The following is a 17,888-nucleotide window of genomic DNA, read 5'->3' as shown; positions in this document are numbered from 1 at the left end:
TGGGTCAGCAATTAATTAGCAAACCATCTGGTCAACAAGCCTCCGGACATGCGATGCGAAGGCCGGGCCGCCGGTGCGGTCGCGTCTCTACAGTTCACGGATTCGGATGTTCCGAAACCAGACTTTGTTGCCATGATCCTGGAGGGCGATGTGTCCTTTGTCGTATTTACCAAAGCCTTCCCACCCTTTAAATTTACTCTCCGACACCATCTTATCCCATTCAGGACCGCTGGTTGGGTATTCGGCCGTTTTCTTACCATTCAGGTACTGCTCTGCCTTCCCGTTGTTGACAATCAGCTTCGCTTTGTTCCACTCGCCAGCGGGCTTGGCCGCATTGAGTGTAACGGGTTTTTGCAAGTCATACAGCGAACCGGCTGTGCGGTTGCCATCGCGGCCCTGTTTGGCATCCGGGTGGCGTTCGTTGTCGAGCACCTGCATTTCGGGGCCAGTCTGGTAGGTTGCCCGGTACTTCGGATCTTCGTGTACGTGATAAATAATGCCGCTGTTGCCGCCTTCGGCAATTTTCCATTCCATTTCCAGCTCAAAATTACCGTATTCCTTATCCGTCACCAGGTCACCAGCGCCCCCGGAAGCCAGGTGAATGGCTCCGTCGTCGACCGTCCATTTTTCGGAAATGGGTTGCCCTGCTTTTAAGTAGGTATGCCAGCCGGTCAGGGTTTTCCCGTCGAATAGTTTTTCCCAGCCTCCTTTGGTCAATGGGCTGGTCAGTTCGGTTTTTTGGGGTGTAGGGCGGGCATGGGTGGAGTGGTCAGGAAGGGTCAGGGCCAGAGCAAGCAAACCAGCAACAACAGGCAGCTTGCCCGATAAACATACAGGGTTCATAGTTGAGAATCGTTAGGATTTTGCGGGACAATAGTAGTAAAAAAAATCTGTTCCGAAACGTTTACTAAATATTTCCCCATCTGCGTGTAATGACGCAATTTTAAGCCTTAGAAATCTGTTGGATAAGTGCACTGTCCTCCCAGGTTGCGCAACGCATCATATCATGGAAGCCACGACCCTAATACCTGCTGAAAAACAACGTTATCAAAAACATTTAAATTTACCCGAAATAGGCGCATCGGGCCAATTGCGGCTAAAAAACGCCCGCGTCCTGGTAGTCGGTGCCGGCGGGTTAGGATGCCCGGTTCTGCTTTACCTGACGGCTGCTGGCGTCGGTACCATCGGTGTGATCGATCCGGATACGATCGACCTTAGCAACCTGCAGCGGCAAATTATCTACACCACCGATGAAGTGGGAAAACCCAAAGCGAAAGCGGCCGTCAACCACATGAAGCGGCTGAATCCAGAGTTGACCTTCGACACCTATACTACTGCGCTCGACATCACAAATGCCCGCGCAATCATCGCTGAATACGACATCGTAGTCGACTGTACCGATAATTTCAAGGTACGCTATCTGGTAAACGACGTCTGCGTTATGCTGGGCAAACCCTTCGTTTATGGCGCTATTCACCGCTTCGAAGGCCAGGTAGCCGTGCTGAACGCCGATCTGGCCGACGGACGCAAAGGCCCCACTTACCGCTGCCTGTTTCCGGAAGCTCCCAATGCGATTGAAATTCCGAACTGCGACACGACCGGGGTGCTTGGCGTGTTGCCGGGTGTAATCGGTACCCTTCAGGCCAATGAAGTGATCAAGCTCATTACAGGCATCGGTCTGTCGCTGAACGAACACCTGCTCATGGTTGACCTGCTCTCCATGGATCAGCAGAAAATAAAAACCAAACGCCGGGCTAATGCGGAAGAACTTGCCCGACAGGGGCTGGCGTCGGCCGGGGTTCGGCCGACACCCGTTTATGCAGGTCCGCAAAAAATTTCGGCCCGCGAACTGGCCGACCGTTTGACCAACGGCGATTCTATTTTCCTGCTCGATGTTCGCGAACGGACCGAATACGACCTCTGCCACCTGGACGGTGCCGTGCTGATTCCGATCGACATGATTCCGAATAACCGCAAGCGCATTCCTACCGACCGACCGGTTGTGGTGTATTGTCACCACGGCATTCGATCAGCCAACGTAGCGCAATATCTCTACGCGCAGGACGGTCTGACGAATCTGTATAACCTCGAAGGTGGAATCAACGCCTGGGCCCGGGATGTCGAGCCGGAAATGGCCGTGTACTAGCCGCCGGAACCAAGCCAGGGCTACGGCTGTTTTCGGGGTGCCGTTGGTAAGGGGTAGTAATTGCTCTACCTTTACCGCGCTTAACACGGCATCATTTAGCGAATTATGTTTCTTACCGTCTTAAAGTCAAAATTGCACCGCGTAAAAGTCACGCAGGCCGAGCTCAATTACGTGGGTAGTATCACGATTGATGAAGACCTGATGGATGCCGCCGGACTGCTTGAGAATGAACAGGTTCACGTAGTCAATAACAACAATGGTGAGCGGCTGGTCACGTACGTGATCAAAGGGGAACGCGGATCGGGAATTATCTGCCTCAATGGGGCGGCCGCGCGTCGGGCACAGGTTGGGGACATCATCATCATTATTTCGTATGCGATGATGACCGCCGAAGAGGCCCGAACCTTCACACCAACCGTTGTTTTTCCAGACGATAACAACCGGCTGGTAAAGGGTTGACCTTCTTTTAGCCGAAATCTCCGTTACTTTGCACGGTTGTTTCGCGGCAGGAAGCCGCGCCCTGATCGTCATGAGCGCGGTTTTTCTGCCGCGAAACCAAGCATATGAATCTGAAAAATATCCTTAAATACCTCATTTCGCTGGCCATTGCCGGTGGATTGCTCTACTTTACATTTCAACAAAGCCATCTCGACGCCGGCGATTTGTGGAAAAAGATCAGCGCTGCCGATTATCGCTGGGTATTGCTCTCCGCCGTCCTGACGATCGTAGCCCACTGGAGCCGGGCCGAGCGCTGGCGGATTCTGATGGAACCGGTCATTCCGCAACGGCCAACCTCGCTCGACGCAACCGTGAGCGTGCTGACCGGGTATCTGGCCAATCTGGCCCTCCCTCGTGCGGGCGAAGTAGCGCGGTGTGGTACGCTCTATCGGCTATCGGGGGTTCCGGTCAATGTCAGTTTTGGTACTGTAGTGGCCGAGCGTCTGTTCGACGTACTGATGCTGTTACTCCTGCTGGGGGTTACGTTTGTGCTGGAATTTGATCGGCTGAGCCAGTTTTTCATGGAATTTCTGGGCGGTAAATTACCCAAAGGATCGAGTGGTTCGGGGATTTTGCTACTCGTCGGGGCCGTCCTGCTGGGGATCGCGTTGCTGGGCTGGTTTTTGTTTAACCGGTATCGGGAAGCGCTGGGCCAGCATCCGTTATATCAGAAAATCAGCGGTTTCCTGAAAGGGCTGCTTTCGGGTCTGCTGAGCGTTCGCAAACTGCGCCGACCCGGTGGCTTTATCCTGCATACGGTTCTGATCTGGACCATGTATTACCTAATGTCGTATACGTTGTTCTTTGCCATGCCCGCCACCGCAGACCTGGGCCCGCTGGCCGGATTAACTATTCTGGTGGTAGGGTCGCTGGGTATGGCGGCTCCAACGCCGGGAGGTATCGGCTCGTTTCACCTGCTCGTCGGCCAGGTGGCGTTGCTCTATGGGCTGACCAGTCAGGATGGTCAGGTGCTGGCAACGTTTATTCACGGCGTCTCGACTGTAATGATTATCATTCTGGGTATTCTGGCGCTGTTAGCAGTGCTGCTCCGGCGCAACAAAACCACCGACTTGCCCGACGTACTCGACGATCCAAAGGCGATCAGATTGGAGCGGTAATTGCCTGGCCCTACTTATGACTGAATCCAAAATTCTTACGCGCGAACAGACCATTGCACAAGCCGACCGCTGGCGGGCCGAAGGTCGACAGATTGTATTTACCAACGGTTGCTTCGACATCGTTCATCTAGGACATATCGATTACCTGGAAAAAGCGCGACATCTCGGCGACAAGCTCATTCTGGGGTTAAATACGGATACGTCCGTAAGTTGCGTCAAAGGGCCGTTGCGGCCGGTCGTGAACGAGTACGCCCGAGCCCGGCTGATGGCCGCTTTCGAGTTCGTCGATGCGGTTACGCTGTTCGATGAACCGACGCCCATCGAGCTCATCGAAGCAATCCGGCCGAACATTCTGGTCAAAGGAAACGATTATACCGTTGCCACAATTGTCGGAGCCGATTTCGTACTGGCACACGGTGGGCGCGTCGAAACCATAGCCCTGGTGCCGGGCTATTCGACCACCAAACTCATCGAACGGATCAAACAAAGTTACTAAGTCATCGCTTTTATAAGTAGACTACCGGCTTATCCATGGCCTGGTTAAGCGGACACCGGGCTGGATAAATGGTGAACGTCCGGGATACTTTTTGGCTCAACCGTTGTTCTATTATTGACGACACGGTACATAGTCGTTACCTGAAAAACTTAAACCTGACTTATCGACGATGATCTGGTTAATCATGATTCTCCTCTTCGGCGCCAGTGCTTTCGTGAGCTGGCGATTACGAAGTAAATTCAACGAATATTCTCAAATCGGCCTGAGCAATGGTATGAGTGGTGCCGAAGTAGCTCAGACCATGTTACGTGAAAACGGCATTTATGACGTCCGCGTGATGTCGGTGGAGGGAATGCTCACCGACCACTACAATCCGGAAGAAAAGACGGTGAACCTCAGCGCCGATGTATATTACGGTCGGAGCGTAGCTGCTGCTGCCGTTGCCTCGCACGAATGCGGGCACGCCGTGCAGCACAAAGTGGCCTACGCCCCGTTGAAACTACGGTCGGCCATGGTGCCGGTTCTGACGGTGTCTTCGCAGTATTTACAGTGGGTGCTGTTGGCAGGGGTGTTGCTGATCCGTACTACGCCTATTCCGCTGGCTATCGGTGTGGCACTGTTCGCGCTGACTACCCTGTTTGCGTTCATTACGTTGCCCGTTGAGTTCGACGCCAGCCGTCGGGCATTGGCCTGGATTCAGCAACGGGGGGTTGTCAATCAGCGTGAATACGGTTTTGCGAAAGACGCCCTCTGGTGGGCCGCCATGACCTACGTGGTAGCCGCCCTGGGTTCGTTAGCTACGCTGCTTTACTACGCCAGCCTGCTCATGGGCGGTCGCCGAAGCGACTGATCCAGTTAGCGATAGACATAAAAAAGCCGCTCCGGTACCGGAGCGGCTTTTTTATGTCTATACCAAATACTTTATACCAGCTTCAATAAAACAGACAGACTTACTTCATAGCCTGATTCGACCATCACCTGCGTTGGGGCAGAGCGGTCGATGAGCATACCGGCCACGGCTACAGCCAACGCAATGACAAGAGCGGGCCAGAATCCAACGATGATAAAATCGTCCAGAAACTTGTCGATCAGCTTCAGCAGAAGAGCCGTAACAATAATTCGGACCAGGCCCGTGAGCAGAAAAAACGTTACTAAATTCAGAGGGAAACGAATAATCCAGCCGAGAAAAAAATTCAACAAGCCCAGCAGCACTGCTATAAGCACTGCCGTTCCGAAATTTTTCACATCGACCTGGGGCATGAGGTAGGCCAGTCCGAAAATCACGGCGGCATCAAGTAAAATGTGTAGGATGAGATTCATAGTAGGGACAATTGGTTTTCCTGAACAACCGTTTCGGGCTGGGGTTGTTTACTGTAGACGTCTGGCTTCGAGCCGTGTCACAGTTTCTGGGAATGCCAATGCTAACCGTGACACGACCCGAAGTCAAACGCCTGAACTGAATAATCGCCTGTGTCAACTATGCATCGCCTTTGGATCTTCCTACTTTCTTCGCTGCTTGCCTGTGGTCAGGGAACTTCGCAGCAGCAGCCTACGACGTCGACAGCACCGGAGCGCTCTGATTCTTATCAATATAAAAACGCAACCCGCGACGGTATTGGCAAGGTTTATCTGGGCCGCGAAATTGCGCAGGTCATGGGTCATCTGGGCGCTTCCTGGCTCGAACGGCCAGAGCGGGAACGGGAAGAGCGCACGGATTTATTACTACAAGCCCTCGTGTTGAAACCAACGGATGTTGTGGCCGATATCGGGGCTGGAACGGGCTTCTTTACGTTTCTGATGGCTCCTAAGTTACCCAAAGGCAAAGTGCTGGCGGTTGATATTCAGCCCGAAATGATTACGTACCTGAACGAAGGAATCGCCAAACGAAAAGTAACAAACGTACAGCCTGTGTTGGGAACGGAGTCCGATCCGAAACTCGCAGCCAACAGCATTGATATGGCCATTCTCATCGATGCCTATCATGAGTTTTCGTACCCACGGGAGATGATCAATCACATCGTTTCGGCTCTGAAGCCCGACGGTCGGATAGTCCTGGTCGAATACCGGGCCGAAGACCCCAATGTGCCGATTAAAGAACTCCATAAACTAAGCGTCGCGCAGGCAACGAAAGAAATGAAAGCGGCCGGGCTGAAGCTGATGAAAAACGATGATCGACTGCCGCAGCAGCACATCATGTTTTTTGGAAAATGAAGCAGATTCTTTTGGGACTATCCCCCACCAAAAACGCCCAGCCTGAATCAGGCTGGGCGTTTTTGGTGTATATAAGGACCCGATCAATAACCTCGTTTAGGTTCGTCGGCGGTTTGTCGTTCCAGATCGAACAGATCGTTCAGCACGTCGATCAATGTTTCGGCTTCACCTCGCTTGCAGGCGGCTTTGAGTTGCAGAACGGGCAATTTGATGATTTTCTGCATGATCCCCCGCGTGATCTTGTCAATTTTCTCCGATTCATCGGGGGTCAGGTGTTTCATGTGCCGGGCAATTTCATCGCGCCGAATTTGCTCCAGGGCATTCTTCAGTTTGTTGATTGTCGGCGATACGACCATCTCTTTCGACCAGTCCCCAAATTCGGCTACTGCCTGGGTAATAATCGATTCGACCTGCGGGATGGCGGCCAGTCGCTGTTGCAGGGCTTCATCGGCCCGATTACGAATATGATCGATGTTGTAGACCAGCACACCCGGAATCTGCTCAACAGTCGCATCTACGCTACGAGGCACCGACAGGTCGATGAAATACTTGAAGGTAAGCACATTCATATCCCGCAATAAATCGGGCGTAATGAGTGGCTCGTCGCGCATGACCGATGAAATAATGACATCGGCCCGTTGAATTTCGTCGGTCAAATTCGCGAAATCGGCTACCCGGAATCCGAGTTGGCTGGCTAATTCCTCCGCTTTCGAGCGTGTACGGTTGCAGAGGGTAATGTTCGTCCGGCCGCGTCCTCCGCCAAATCGGGCTTCCAGGTTTTTGCAGACATCCGTCCCGATTTCACCCAGGCCAATGACCAGTACGTTGGGTTGCTGATGTTCGCCGACCAGTTCGTCGATAAACTCAACGGCAGCATACGAAACCGATGCCGCGCCATCGCGGAACGGCGTTTCCTGAGCAACCCGTTTGTTGGTGAAGAAGATGGTATGCATGAGCCGGTGCAGAAACGGACCGGCCATTTCCAGGTCAGCCGACCACTGATACGACTGTTTCACCTGATTTGGAATCTGCATATCGCCCACCACCTGTGAGTGCAGGCCAACGCAGACCTCGAATAAATGCCGAACGGCCTCGTCGTGGCCATCGAAGAACTGAAAATAAGGCAAATAATTTTCTGTGTCGATCAATCCTTTTTCGATCAACAGCAGGCGGGCAATTTCAGAACTAAGATCCTGTTCAAAAGCGTAATACACCTCCGTGCGGTTGCAGGTAGAAATAACGAGCAGGTCTGTAAGCCCGAAAAAATCCCGCAGCCGAAGCATCAGTTGCTTCGCTTCGTCTTCGTTAAGTGCAATTAATTCCCGCACCCGAAGGGGCGCTGTTTTATGTGATAAACTAATTGCTTTGAACGTATCTAACATCGTCGCAAATCGTACTAACTGGCTTTAGCCGATACAAAATTACAGCATAATTATCGGACATAGCTAGGGCTCTGACCGATCGGTTTACTATTTAGAAAGCATCCAAATAGACAGCCTCTTTCTTCGCTCAATCCTATTCATTTTTTTAACACAAACTGGCTTTCAGACGTTCGTTTTACACCAGGAAAGCACTTTCAGCGTTATCAAAAGCGGGTAGGCTGATTTACACCCAATCTATACGGATAGCCCGGTAAATTGGTTGCTCATTCGCCCTACTTTTGTGTTCGAATGAAAGCTGCTTTTCGGAATCTGGCCTTGAGGCCGAACTGGCAGCCCAACACCATGCTGAAGTCATTTGACATTTATAGTCAGAATAACATTCTGAAGATTATCGTAGCGCTGAATCTGCTGCTGGTCGGAACGGCCTCGCTTCTGTACACCAACCGGCTTATCAAGAAACTGGAAGGTCGCGAAGAGCAATACATTCAGCTATACGCCAAAACCATCGAGTACCTGGTCGACTCCAGTCACGCCAACTCCGGCGACCTTACCTTTGTAACCAGCGAAATCCTGGAAGCCAACAAGTCTGTTCCGGCCATCGTTGTCAACCCCGACGGAAAGATTACGATATACCGAAATATTCCTTTGGATGATGAGGATAAACTAACACCGGAACAGATTCAACAGATTTTACGGGAGAAAACTGTTGATATGCGCAAAAACCACATGCCCATTCCAGTCGAGATGGGCCATGGACAGCGTGGGCTTATTTACTACAATAATTCGAATCTGCTGCGGCAGCTGGAGTATTTTCCGTATGCATTGCTGACGATTCTGACGGCGCTGGGTGTATTGGCTTATCTGGCCTTCAGCTCGTCGCGCCGGGCCGAGCAAAACCGAGTCTGGGTAGGGCTCGCCAAAGAAACGGCTCACCAGTTGGGTACACCCATGTCGTCGCTTATGGCCTGGGTCGAATACATGCGTTCTGACCCGGACCAGTTCGATGCATCGATAACCGACGAAATAGAAAAAGATGTGCAGCGGTTAGAAACGATAACCGCCCGCTTTTCGAGTATCGGTTCTATTCCTACGCTAAAGGAAGAGAATCTGAACGATGTGGTTCAGCAACTGACCGATTACCTGTCGAAACGAATTTCGACGAAGGTCAAAATGAGCCTGGCCAGTCAGATTCCTCCCACGCAGATGATCCGGATCAACAAGCTGTTGTTCGAGTGGGTCATTGAAAACATCTGCAAAAATGCCGTCGATGCCATGAAAGGCGTTGGCGAACTCCGGCTGAATCTGGTACCGCTTCCGCATCAGGAAGTGGCCATCGACATTACCGACACGGGCAAAGGAATTTCAAAGGCCAATATGCAGAAAGTCTTCTCTCCTGGCTTCAGCACCAAAAAACGTGGCTGGGGCCTAGGCCTGACGCTGGCCAAGCGAATCATTGAAGAATACCACAACGGACGGCTCTTTGTCAAAAGCTCGGAAGTGGGCAAAGGCACTACCTTTCGGATTGTGCTCAACGCAAACTGACGAATCAGTTGGTCGGATAAGGCACCGAAACCGTATCGGTCTCGATGACATTACTTTCCTGCAATGCCCGGTCCCGTATTTTAATCTGGAATTTAGTCGGATAGAGCTGATACCGGGTACCATACTGGAAAATCTGAAAAAAGTCGAGCGAGCCTTCGATGGCTCCTTTCGGTTTGTCTTTGGTCAGATTCGGAAAAACGAGCGTCTGGTTGGTAGGAACCTTATACTCTACGTACTGCTTGTTTACGAGCCGCAACGTTGTGATTTGGTAATTGCCCCAGCCGCCGTTGGTTGCCAGGCGGACGGAGTCACTTTTAGACAGGGGCAGATCGGTGCCCAGGTCACCCGTACCGTCTTTAAACCCAATGGTAATGACAACGGAATCCCGTTTCGACTGGCCAACCCCTTTACCGGCCGCAATGGTATACTTGAACAGCCCTTTGAAATCAATGACAGGCGTGTCGGAGTAGTTAGGTTCGGTGAAACAGGCCGATACTGTCAGGCCCAGGCCTACGATGAGAAGATACGGTTGAATTAGTTGCCGTCGCATACTGTTGTACTCGTTGTGCAATAAACGCTTTTTTGTTTTGTCTGCTTCATTAACCCTTTCTCCCGAAGCCTTTCGACTTCGGCAGTCGCTCCGGCAGCAAATTCTGACGCTCAGCGGCCGTTTACCCGATCGTGATGCGTTTGAATCGCTCGCCCTGGCTATTTTCCGCTATCAGGCGGTGTACAATCCGGTTTATAGCCGTTATCTGCACCATCTGAACGTTCGGCCCGAACAGGTACGTTCGCTGCATCAGGTTCCGTTCATGCCGATCGGTTTTTTCAAAACACATACGGTTCTAACGGGCACCAACGTACTGGAAGACAAGACCTTGACCTTCGCCAGCAGCGGTACGACCGGCGATCAGACCAGCCGCCATCTGGTACCTGACCCCGAATTGTATGATGCCATCAGTACGCAGATTTTCGAACAAACCTACGGCCCACTTCGCAACTTTCATATTCTGGCGCTGTTGCCGTCTTATCTTGAACGAAATAACTCCTCGCTGGTGTATATGGTTCAGCGATTTATGGCCCAAACGGACTCAAAAGAGTCGGGATTTTTCCTGCACAACCATCAGGAGCTGACCGAACGCCTTCGGCAACTTAGCCGACAGGAGGACGCAAAAAAAATTCTGCTCATTGGCGTTACGTTCGGCCTGCTCGACTGGGCCGAATCGGACCAGGACTTATCCTTTCTGAGCCGCTTCCCAGACCTGATCGTCATGGAAACGGGTGGCATGAAAGGACGTCGGAAGGAGTTGCTGCGCGAAGAAGTACACGAAATCCTAACGCACCGGTTAGGCATACGAGCCGTTCATTCAGAATATGGTATGACCGAACTGCTTTCGCAGGCGTATTCATCAGGTGCGGGCGTATTTCGGCCGAGCGCCACCCTACGCGTATTTTTGCGCGATATCAATGATCCGTTTCTGCTTTACCCGGACGATTATACCCGCACGGGTGGTATCAACGTAGCCGATCTGGCCAATCTGGATTCGTGTGCGTTCATCGAAACCCAGGATCTGGGTCAATACCTGGGCGATGATCACTTTCGCGTTATTGGCCGGTTCGACAATTCGGATGTTCGGGGCTGCAATCTGATGGTGCTGTAACAGACTAGTCATTCAGGCTAGGACATCAGTGTCCCGGCAACGACCAATGCCATCATAATACCACCGATTAACAAAGCAACCGATTCACCCGGACTGAAGATGGGGCGGTACTTGTTGTCGCCGGCCTGATCGTTGATGTAGTTGAGTTGTTTGAGGCTCGGTATCAACAATAAAAATGTGGGTATAAATAATGCCAGTAGAGTGAAAGGATCGGGGGCCACGCGGTCTAGAAACCGCTGTACGATGGCAATCACTACATAGCCAGTTGCATAGCCACCGCTGTTGATACCCGGATGACCTTTTTCTATGGCCAGATCATCGATTCGCTCCAGCAGTGCATGGATGAAAAAGATCGAGAAAATAGCGCGCCAGACCGGATAAATATCCCAATCATAGAGTTCTTTAAAAAAGCGCCAGTTTTTATAAAACCAGTAAATAGGGTACAGACCAAAGGTCAGAAAAGAAAGCAGGCAGAAGGCCCAGACTGGTTGCTTTTTTACATACACAATGGACTCCTGCGATTCGTAACTATTCTCCATACGGTGGTTATTTTTAGTAATCTGTCCATGCAAAGTGCTTTCATTTGGAACTCTACTATCCAACAAACTTGATTGCCGTAACCAGAGTACCAGCGCGTCTTCTTTGAGCGGCTTATTTTCAAGATCGCCTTGTTATTGAGGGTCGATCTTCGTAAATTAGCCAGCTTATCAACGTCGCTAATGAACTTTAAATTAACCTCAGAATTTCAGCCTACCGGCGACCAGCCGAAGGCCATCGAGCAGTTAGTCAAAGGGGTCAATGAGAATGAACCCGCTCAGGTCTTACTGGGCGTAACGGGCTCGGGGAAAACCTTTTCTATAGCGAACGTCATCGCTCAGACCAACCGTCCAACGCTCGTTCTCAGTCATAACAAAACCCTGGCGGCCCAGCTCTACGGCGAATTCAAACAGTTTTTCCCTGAGAACGCGGTCGAGTATTTCATTTCCTACTACGACTATTACCAGCCGGAAGCCTACATCGCTACGACCAACACGTATATCGAAAAAGATCTGGCCATCAACGAAGAGATCGATAAATTACGGCTCGCGGCTACGTCGGCCCTAATGAGCGGTCGGCGCGATGTGATCGTGGTGGCGTCGGTATCGTGCATCTACGGCATGGGTAACCCCGATGAATTTAAACGCAATGTGGTTCGGATTGGCGTAGGCGAGCAGATGAGCCGTAACCAGTTTCTGCATCAGCTGGTGAGTATTCTCTATAGCCGCACCGAAGGCGAATTTCAACGCGGTAACTTCCGGGTTAAAGGCGATACGGTCGACCTCTACGTGGCCTACGCCGATTTTGCGTACCGGGTCATTTTCTTCGGCGACGAAATTGAAACGATCCAGCGCATCGATCCGGGAACGGGCCGAAAAATTTCCGACGAAAAATTCGTAGCCATCTTCCCGGCAAATCTGTTCGTTACCGGGCGCGATACGCTCAATAGCGCCATGTATGAGATTCAGGACGATCTGGTGGCTCAGGTTCGGTACTTCGAGTCGGAGTTTCGGGAGCAGGAAGCCACCCGAATTCAGGAACGAACGGAATTCGACCTGGAGATGATGCGCGAACTGGGCTACTGTTCCGGCATCGAAAACTACTCCCGGTATTTCGACCGCCGGCAACCGGGTCAGCGGCCTTTCTGCCTGCTCGATTATTTCCCGGACGATTACCTGCTGGTTATCGACGAAAGTCACGTAACGATTCCGCAGATCCGAGCCATGTGGGGGGGCGACCGTTCGCGTAAGACTGCGCTGGTCGATTACGGCTTCCGGCTACCGTCGGCCATGGACAATCGCCCGCTGACTTTTCAGGAATTCGAAGACCTGTCGGGGCAGACCATTTACGTTTCGGCCACCCCGTCGGATTACGAACTTCGCAAGAGCGAGGGCGTGGTTGTCGAGCAGCTCATCCGGCCGACCGGCTTGCTCGATCCAGAAATCGAAGTGCGACCGAGTCTGAACCAGATCGACGATCTGCTCGACTCCATCGATACGCGCGTCAAACGGAGCGAACGGGTGCTGGTGACTACGCTGACGAAACGTATGGCCGAAGAGCTGACCAAATACCTCGACCGGGTTGGGATCAAGACCCGTTACATTCACTCGGAGGTTAAAACCCTCGACCGGGTCGAAATTCTGCGTGATTTGAGGCTGGGTAATTTCGATGTGCTGGTCGGTGTCAACCTGTTGCGCGAAGGGCTGGATTTACCCGAAGTGTCGCTGGTTGCGATTATGGATGCCGACAAAGAAGGCTTCCTGCGCGATATCCGCTCGCTGATCCAGACCATCGGCCGGGCGGCCCGGAACGCCAACGGAAAAGTGATCATGTACGCCGACCGGATTACGGGTTCGATGCAAAAAGCGATTGATGAAACCAACCGTCGCCGGGCGATTCAGATGGAGTACAACGCCGATCATGGCATTACCCCAACGACGGTTCTCAAATCGCGCGAAGCCATCATGGGTCAAACAAAAGTAGCCGATTCGAAGCCTAAGCATTTTTATGTTGAGCCGGAAGAAATTCGGATTGCGGCCGATCCGGTGGTGCGGTATATGGGTAAAAGCGATCTGGAAAAAGTGATCACTGAAACTCAGGCAAAGATGGAACGAGCCGCCAAAGAACTCGACTTTCTGGAAGCGGCCCGCCTGCGCGACGAACTGTTTCAGCTGCGGGATAAGCTAAAAAAGGAGACGGCTTAGCTTTCGGTTGAGGAAAGATCCTCGGCCTTTCCTTGAGGTAATGCAACCGGCCGGATAGCATTACCTCATTGTATTTTATATCCTATATACCCGGCGTCTCATGCGTGTTGTGATTTGTTCAACTATAGCCGCTGAATCTTCTGCATGCCTAGCTGCCCAACTCGGCAATTGCCTGTTTCGGATAGCTCGTTTACGAGAGAGGTTCGAAAACGTCCGCAAATTACAAAATCTTCCTACCTTGCAACCCGTCAGTTCAAACCCGCTCGAAAGCGCATGAAACGTATCCTGATTATCCTTGGCATTATTGCAGCGATTGCGCTGGTTGGCTTCTTCACCCTGCGGAGCTGGACGAAATCCAGCAGCCCGGAAGCCATCGCTCAGATAGACCAGAACGGCTTAAAAATCAAGGTCGATTATTGTCAGCCGTATAAAAAGGGGCGCAAAATATTTGGCGGGCTGGTGCCCTATGGCAAGGTTTGGCGAACGGGTGCCAACGAAGCGACGGTGGTCGACTTCGACCAGAACGTAATCGTAGCCGGGCAGCCGCTGGATGAAGGGAAGTATTCGTTCTGGACGATTCCGTCGCAGAACGGCTGGATCGCTATTTTCAACAGCGAAACCGGCCAATGGGGCACCAATTACGACCAGACGAAAGACGTCCTCCGCGTGCCCATCGTTTCCCGAAAACATAGCCCAATGGCCGAGCAGTTTTATATCAGCTTCGCTCCTGCTGCTAACAACGGAACGGATATGATGCTGGTCTGGGATGACACCGAGGCAATTGTGCCCATTCAACGCCGGTAATTCACCAGAAAACGGCTTTATCGATGAAAGCTCATGGCGATAAATTTCAATGCATCGGGTAGCCCCGTCCGCCAGTACGACCAGGTATGAGCACCGTCGCGGGCCCGGTATTCGTGCGGAATTTTGCGGTCCAGTAATGCAATGTGCAGCATTGCGTTACCGACCGTCAGGGCATCGTCGTCGCCACAGTCGATATACCAGCGCACTTTAGTCAGGTCCCCCTCTGGAGCCGACTTGGCCAGGATAATCGGGCTATTGCGCTTCCAGGTAATCGTCAGCCGCTCCTCGCCTTTGACTGGACCGCTGAACAGAGGCCCATATACGGTATTGTACCGTTCGTCGGGAACGCTCATCAACGCTTCGTCCGTACGAACGGCCGCGCTCAAAGCCGCGCAAACGCTGAACAGTTCCGGATGGTGCATGGACAATACCAGCGAACCATACCCGCCCATCGACAGGCCCGAAACAGCCCGGAATTCCCGCTGCGGACGCGTCCGGAACATAGAATCGATGTGCGGAATAAACTCCTGCACAAACATATCCTCGTAGCGCACTTTACTCTGATAATCGTTGATATAAAAAGTAGCTCCGGCATCGGGCATCACAATGATCATCGGTGGCAACTCGCCCGACCGGATACCCGCATCCGCAATCCGATCGACTTCGCCGAACTGAACCCAACTGGTTTCGTTGTCTCCCAAGCCATGGAGTAGATACACCACCGGATACCGACGGGTCGACGTGTAATAATCGGGAGGCAAATAAATCGAAAACTTCACTTGCCGGTTCAGCAATGAGCTGTTCAGCACCATACTTTCCAGCAAACGAGTCTGCAAAGCTGACACCACCGGGACGGGCCCGTTATTCTGGGAGGTGGTCAGTTCAGCGCGCCGGCGCGACTGGGCGCTAGCCGTAAAAGTCAGCGTGCTGATAAATGAAAAGAAAAGGAAGTTGCGGAATGACATTGGCGGGTGAGCAGGTGATAAGGGTTTCTACTTGTATACGAAATATACGGTTGCTTAGTGTACAAAAAAGCCCCTACGTTTCCGCAGAGGCTTTAAATATATCGAAATCGTCGACGCAATTAGCCAACGCTTCCTTCCAGGCTGATCGCCAGTAGTTTCTGCGCTTCAACGGCAAACTCCATCGGGAGTTGGTTCAATACTTCTTTGGCGTACCCATTGATGATCAGGGCAACGGCCTGTTCCGTCGGAATACCGCGCTGGTTGCAGTAGAACAACTGGTCTTCACCAATTTTCGACGTGGTAGCTTCGTGCTCGACGGTCGCGGTCGGGTTGTTGACTTCCAGATATGGGAACGTGTGCGCTCCGCATTTATCGCCCAGCAGCAGCGAGTCGCACTGCGAGTAGTTACGGGCGTTTTCAGCCCGTTTCAGCACCTGCACCAGCCCCCGGTATGAATTTTGACTTTTCCCCGCCGAAATTCCTTTCGACACGATCCGGCTCTTGGTATTTTTACCGATATGGATCATTTTGGTGCCCGTATCGGCCTGTTGCATATTGTTGGTAACAGCTACGGAATAGAACTCACCGATGGAGTTGTCGCCTTTTAGAATCACCGATGGGTATTTCCAGGTAATGGCCGAGCCAGTTTCGACCTGCGTCCAGGAAATCTTCGCGTTCGGGCCGTCGCAGATACCACGCTTGGTCACGAAATTGTAGATTCCGCCTTTGCCGTCTTTGTCGCCTGGATACCAGTTCTGCACCGTCGAATATTTGATCTCCGCATCGGCGTGGGCAATCAGTTCGACAACGGCGGCATGTAGCTGGTTCTCATCCCGCATGGGGGCCGTACAGCCTTCGAGGTAGCTGACGTACGAGCCTTCGTCGGCAATGATCAGTGTCCGCTCGAACTGCCCGGTACCGGCCGCGTTGATCCGGAAATAAGTCGAAAGCTCCATCGGGCAACGGACACCCTTCGGAATATAACAGAACGATCCATCGGTAAAGACGGCTGCATTCAGGGCTGCAAAGTAATTATCCTTCGCCGGAACCACCGAACCCAGGTATTTTTTCACCAGTTCGGGGTGTTCATGGACGGCCTCAGTGATGGAGCAGAAGATAATACCCCGCTCAGCCAGGTCTTTTTTGAACGTCGTTGCTACAGACACCGAGTCCATCACGGCATCGACCGCCACCCGTGGCCGATCGCCCTGCGGTTCATCGACTACCCCCGTCAGCCGTTTCTGTTCGCTGAGGGATATACCGAGCCGGTTGAAGGTATCGAGCAGTTCGGGGTCGATTTCATCGAGCGAATTGACCGTTTTTTTCTGCTTCGGTGCCGAGTAATATTTAATAGCCTTGTAGTCAATTTTCGGATACGAAACATTCGGCCAGTGCGGTTCCGTCATCTCCTGCCACATCCGAAACGCCTTCAACCGGTTTTCGAGCAGCCAGTCGGGTTCGTCTTTCTTCGCAGAAATGAACCGAATAATACTCTCATCCAGACCGACCGGGGCTTCGTCGGCCTCGATCATCGTCTCGAATCCGTATTTATATTCGGCGTTGGTTATGCTTTCTAAAATGTCAGCGTCCTTGCTCATAGTTTCGGTTAGTCGCACGGTTTTTTGTTCCGTTGCGGTATATTATTCAACAACTTGCCGGTTAGGTACGTTCCGAAAAGGTAGGGCAAATATCGTAAAGTTTATGTTATTTCAGGCATGTTAATCGGTATAGTCTATCTGCTTATGAGCACACCCCGGCAACGTATCAATCTGGAACTTCTCCTTGGTATTTCAGCTACTTTTCTAAGTTTAGCCGCCCTGATCGTATCTATTTTTCAAACCAAAATTGCCCGTGAGCAGCAGCAGGCGTCGGTCTGGCCCTATTTACAGGCAGGCGGTTCGCATGAAGAAGATGATTTTACGCTAACGGTCGTCAACAACGGGGTTGGCCCCGCGCTGATCAAGAAAGTCGGCTATACATACAAAGGCGTTTCGTATCCTGATCAGGTTGCCTTACTCGACGCTGCTGAAAAAAAAGCGTTACCTGACAGCGTCCGGTTGAAAGGTGGTCATTTTTACAGTAGCTTTTCGTCGGGAGACGTACTGAAAGCGGGGGATGCCATGGAACTCTACATAGTAAAGCATAATGAGCGGAAAGCCTCCGTCCTTGAGAAGGTGGTTCGTGATTCTTCGTTTCATATGCAGATTGTTTTCAGCGACGTTTATAACAACTGCTGGCAACTCGATCAAAACAAAGTAACCAGCCTCGGAAAATGCGACTAGCCGTTACCACAAAGACCATCGCCGAAGCAATGGTCTTTGTAC

Annotated in this window: 18 protein-coding genes; 11 read left to right on the top strand and 7 right to left on the bottom strand. The window is 51.9% G+C overall.

Features of this window, described 5'->3' with window-relative positions; genetic code table 11:
- Positions 1-87: 87 nt before the first annotated feature.
- Positions 88-843: a 3-keto-disaccharide hydrolase gene (locus ACYVC2_RS17770; protein ID WP_461104123.1), complete on the bottom strand. Its 756-nt coding sequence runs from the start codon at positions 841-843 to the stop codon at positions 88-90.
- A 163-nt stretch (positions 844-1,006) separates the two neighbouring features.
- On the opposite strand from ACYVC2_RS17770, the gene moeB reads away from it, so the two are divergent.
- From moeB to ACYVC2_RS17745, 5 genes are all read left to right on the top strand, one after another.
- Positions 1,007-2,146, top strand: a complete 1,140-nt coding sequence (gene moeB, locus ACYVC2_RS17765; protein ID WP_461104121.1) for a molybdopterin-synthase adenylyltransferase MoeB — start codon at positions 1,007-1,009, stop codon at positions 2,144-2,146.
- Between the two features lie 105 nt (positions 2,147-2,251).
- The gene (panD, locus tag ACYVC2_RS17760) at positions 2,252-2,605 is read left to right on the top strand and encodes an aspartate 1-decarboxylase (protein WP_461104119.1); all 354 of its coding nucleotides are present in this window, start codon (positions 2,252-2,254) and stop codon (positions 2,603-2,605) included.
- A gap of 104 nt (positions 2,606-2,709) precedes the next feature.
- Positions 2,710-3,762 (top strand): lysylphosphatidylglycerol synthase transmembrane domain-containing protein, encoded by a 1,053-nt coding sequence (locus ACYVC2_RS17755; RefSeq protein WP_461104117.1) that lies wholly within the window; start codon positions 2,710-2,712, stop codon positions 3,760-3,762.
- A 16-nt stretch (positions 3,763-3,778) separates the two neighbouring features.
- Complete coding sequence (gene rfaE2 / locus ACYVC2_RS17750; protein ID WP_461104115.1) at positions 3,779-4,258, top strand: D-glycero-beta-D-manno-heptose 1-phosphate adenylyltransferase; 480 nt, start codon at positions 3,779-3,781, stop codon at positions 4,256-4,258.
- A gap of 184 nt (positions 4,259-4,442) precedes the next feature.
- Positions 4,443-5,108 carry a zinc metallopeptidase gene (locus ACYVC2_RS17745; RefSeq protein WP_461107178.1) on the top strand — a complete coding sequence of 222 codons (666 nt, stop codon included), beginning with the start codon at positions 4,443-4,445 and terminating at the stop codon, positions 5,106-5,108.
- Positions 5,109-5,179: 71 nt separating this feature from the next.
- Here the strand turns inward: ACYVC2_RS17745 and ACYVC2_RS17740 are convergent, their stop codons facing one another.
- Complete coding sequence (locus tag ACYVC2_RS17740; protein WP_461104113.1) at positions 5,180-5,578, bottom strand: phage holin family protein; 399 nt, start codon at positions 5,576-5,578, stop codon at positions 5,180-5,182.
- A gap of 159 nt (positions 5,579-5,737) precedes the next feature.
- Here ACYVC2_RS17740 and ACYVC2_RS17735 point away from each other — a divergent pair, with 159 nt between their 5' ends.
- On the top strand, positions 5,738-6,469 hold the full coding sequence (locus ACYVC2_RS17735) for a class I SAM-dependent methyltransferase (RefSeq protein WP_461104112.1): 732 nt from the start codon (positions 5,738-5,740) through the stop codon (positions 6,467-6,469).
- 83 nt (positions 6,470-6,552) lie between these two features.
- On the opposite strand, the gene hemA is transcribed toward ACYVC2_RS17735, so the two are convergent.
- The gene (gene hemA / locus ACYVC2_RS17730; RefSeq protein WP_461104110.1) at positions 6,553-7,851 is read right to left on the bottom strand and encodes a glutamyl-tRNA reductase; all 1,299 of its coding nucleotides are present in this window, start codon (positions 7,849-7,851) and stop codon (positions 6,553-6,555) included.
- Positions 7,852-8,193: 342 nt separating this feature from the next.
- Here hemA and ACYVC2_RS17725 point away from each other — a divergent pair, with 342 nt between their 5' ends.
- Entirely contained in the window at positions 8,194-9,393 is a 1,200-nt protein-coding gene (locus tag ACYVC2_RS17725) for a sensor histidine kinase (protein WP_461104108.1), read from the top strand.
- A 4-nt stretch (positions 9,394-9,397) separates the two neighbouring features.
- Here ACYVC2_RS17725 and ACYVC2_RS17720 read toward each other — a convergent pair whose 3' ends face one another.
- Positions 9,398-9,943: a hypothetical protein gene (locus tag ACYVC2_RS17720; RefSeq protein WP_461104106.1), complete on the bottom strand. Its 546-nt coding sequence runs from the start codon at positions 9,941-9,943 to the stop codon at positions 9,398-9,400.
- 37 nt (positions 9,944-9,980) lie between these two features.
- Here ACYVC2_RS17720 and ACYVC2_RS17715 point away from each other — a divergent pair, with 37 nt between their 5' ends.
- Positions 9,981-11,054, top strand: a complete 1,074-nt coding sequence (locus ACYVC2_RS17715) for a long-chain-fatty-acid--protein ligase (RefSeq protein ID WP_461104104.1) — start codon at positions 9,981-9,983, stop codon at positions 11,052-11,054.
- 17 nt (positions 11,055-11,071) lie between these two features.
- Here the strand turns inward: ACYVC2_RS17715 and ACYVC2_RS17710 are convergent, their stop codons facing one another.
- Entirely contained in the window at positions 11,072-11,593 is a 522-nt protein-coding gene (locus ACYVC2_RS17710; RefSeq protein ID WP_461104102.1) for a hypothetical protein, read from the bottom strand.
- A gap of 180 nt (positions 11,594-11,773) precedes the next feature.
- On the opposite strand from ACYVC2_RS17710, the gene uvrB reads away from it, so the two are divergent.
- Together uvrB and ACYVC2_RS17700 are read left to right on the top strand one after the other, a co-directional pair.
- The gene (gene uvrB, locus ACYVC2_RS17705; protein ID WP_461104100.1) at positions 11,774-13,795 is read left to right on the top strand and encodes an excinuclease ABC subunit UvrB; all 2,022 of its coding nucleotides are present in this window, start codon (positions 11,774-11,776) and stop codon (positions 13,793-13,795) included.
- 273 nt (positions 13,796-14,068) lie between these two features.
- Positions 14,069-14,599 carry a DUF2911 domain-containing protein gene (locus ACYVC2_RS17700; RefSeq protein WP_461104098.1) on the top strand — a complete coding sequence of 177 codons (531 nt, stop codon included), beginning with the start codon at positions 14,069-14,071 and terminating at the stop codon, positions 14,597-14,599.
- Positions 14,600-14,616: 17 nt separating this feature from the next.
- Here the strand turns inward: ACYVC2_RS17700 and ACYVC2_RS17695 are convergent, their stop codons facing one another.
- Together ACYVC2_RS17695 and sufB are read right to left on the bottom strand one after the other, a co-directional pair.
- Positions 14,617-15,564, bottom strand: coding sequence for an alpha/beta hydrolase (locus tag ACYVC2_RS17695; RefSeq protein WP_461104096.1), 948 nt, complete (start codon positions 15,562-15,564; stop codon positions 14,617-14,619).
- Positions 15,565-15,683: 119 nt separating this feature from the next.
- Positions 15,684-17,162 carry a Fe-S cluster assembly protein SufB gene (sufB, locus tag ACYVC2_RS17690; RefSeq protein WP_461104094.1) on the bottom strand — a complete coding sequence of 493 codons (1,479 nt, stop codon included), beginning with the start codon at positions 17,160-17,162 and terminating at the stop codon, positions 15,684-15,686.
- 144 nt (positions 17,163-17,306) lie between these two features.
- Between sufB and ACYVC2_RS17685 the strand changes: the two genes are divergently transcribed.
- The gene (locus ACYVC2_RS17685; protein ID WP_461104092.1) at positions 17,307-17,846 is read left to right on the top strand and encodes a hypothetical protein; all 540 of its coding nucleotides are present in this window, start codon (positions 17,307-17,309) and stop codon (positions 17,844-17,846) included.
- Positions 17,847-17,888 lie beyond the last annotated feature (42 nt).

The sequence above is a fragment of the Spirosoma koreense genome, assembly GCF_054777875.1.
The sequence above is the reverse complement of the archived record's forward strand: the minus strand, read 5'-3'. Positions and strand labels throughout refer to the sequence as shown.

What these genes read in the sequence shown, in the direction of transcription:
- hemA (WP_461104110.1), bottom strand. Translation starts at nt 7,851, where the DNA reads ATGTTAGATACGTTCAAAGCAATTAGTTTATCACATAAAACAGCGCCC.
- ACYVC2_RS17720 (WP_461104106.1), bottom strand. Translation starts at nt 9,943, where the DNA reads ATGCGACGGCAACTAATTCAACCGTATCTTCTCATCGTAGGCCTGGGC.
- moeB (WP_461104121.1), top strand. Translation starts at nt 1,007, where the DNA reads ATGGAAGCCACGACCCTAATACCTGCTGAAAAACAACGTTATCAAAAA.
- ACYVC2_RS17725 (WP_461104108.1), top strand. Translation starts at nt 8,194, where the DNA reads ATGCTGAAGTCATTTGACATTTATAGTCAGAATAACATTCTGAAGATT.
- ACYVC2_RS17770 (WP_461104123.1), bottom strand. Translation starts at nt 843, where the DNA reads ATGAACCCTGTATGTTTATCGGGCAAGCTGCCTGTTGTTGCTGGTTTG.
- rfaE2 (WP_461104115.1), top strand. Translation starts at nt 3,779, where the DNA reads ATGACTGAATCCAAAATTCTTACGCGCGAACAGACCATTGCACAAGCC.
- ACYVC2_RS17685 (WP_461104092.1), top strand. Translation starts at nt 17,307, where the DNA reads ATGAGCACACCCCGGCAACGTATCAATCTGGAACTTCTCCTTGGTATT.
- sufB (WP_461104094.1), bottom strand. Translation starts at nt 17,162, where the DNA reads ATGAGCAAGGACGCTGACATTTTAGAAAGCATAACCAACGCCGAATAT.
- ACYVC2_RS17740 (WP_461104113.1), bottom strand. Translation starts at nt 5,578, where the DNA reads ATGAATCTCATCCTACACATTTTACTTGATGCCGCCGTGATTTTCGGA.
- ACYVC2_RS17710 (WP_461104102.1), bottom strand. Translation starts at nt 11,593, where the DNA reads ATGGAGAATAGTTACGAATCGCAGGAGTCCATTGTGTATGTAAAAAAG.
- panD (WP_461104119.1), top strand. Translation starts at nt 2,252, where the DNA reads ATGTTTCTTACCGTCTTAAAGTCAAAATTGCACCGCGTAAAAGTCACG.
- ACYVC2_RS17700 (WP_461104098.1), top strand. Translation starts at nt 14,069, where the DNA reads ATGAAACGTATCCTGATTATCCTTGGCATTATTGCAGCGATTGCGCTG.
- ACYVC2_RS17695 (WP_461104096.1), bottom strand. Translation starts at nt 15,564, where the DNA reads ATGTCATTCCGCAACTTCCTTTTCTTTTCATTTATCAGCACGCTGACT.
- ACYVC2_RS17735 (WP_461104112.1), top strand. Translation starts at nt 5,738, where the DNA reads ATGCATCGCCTTTGGATCTTCCTACTTTCTTCGCTGCTTGCCTGTGGT.
- uvrB (WP_461104100.1), top strand. Translation starts at nt 11,774, where the DNA reads ATGAACTTTAAATTAACCTCAGAATTTCAGCCTACCGGCGACCAGCCG.
- ACYVC2_RS17755 (WP_461104117.1), top strand. Translation starts at nt 2,710, where the DNA reads ATGAATCTGAAAAATATCCTTAAATACCTCATTTCGCTGGCCATTGCC.
- ACYVC2_RS17745 (WP_461107178.1), top strand. Translation starts at nt 4,443, where the DNA reads ATGATTCTCCTCTTCGGCGCCAGTGCTTTCGTGAGCTGGCGATTACGA.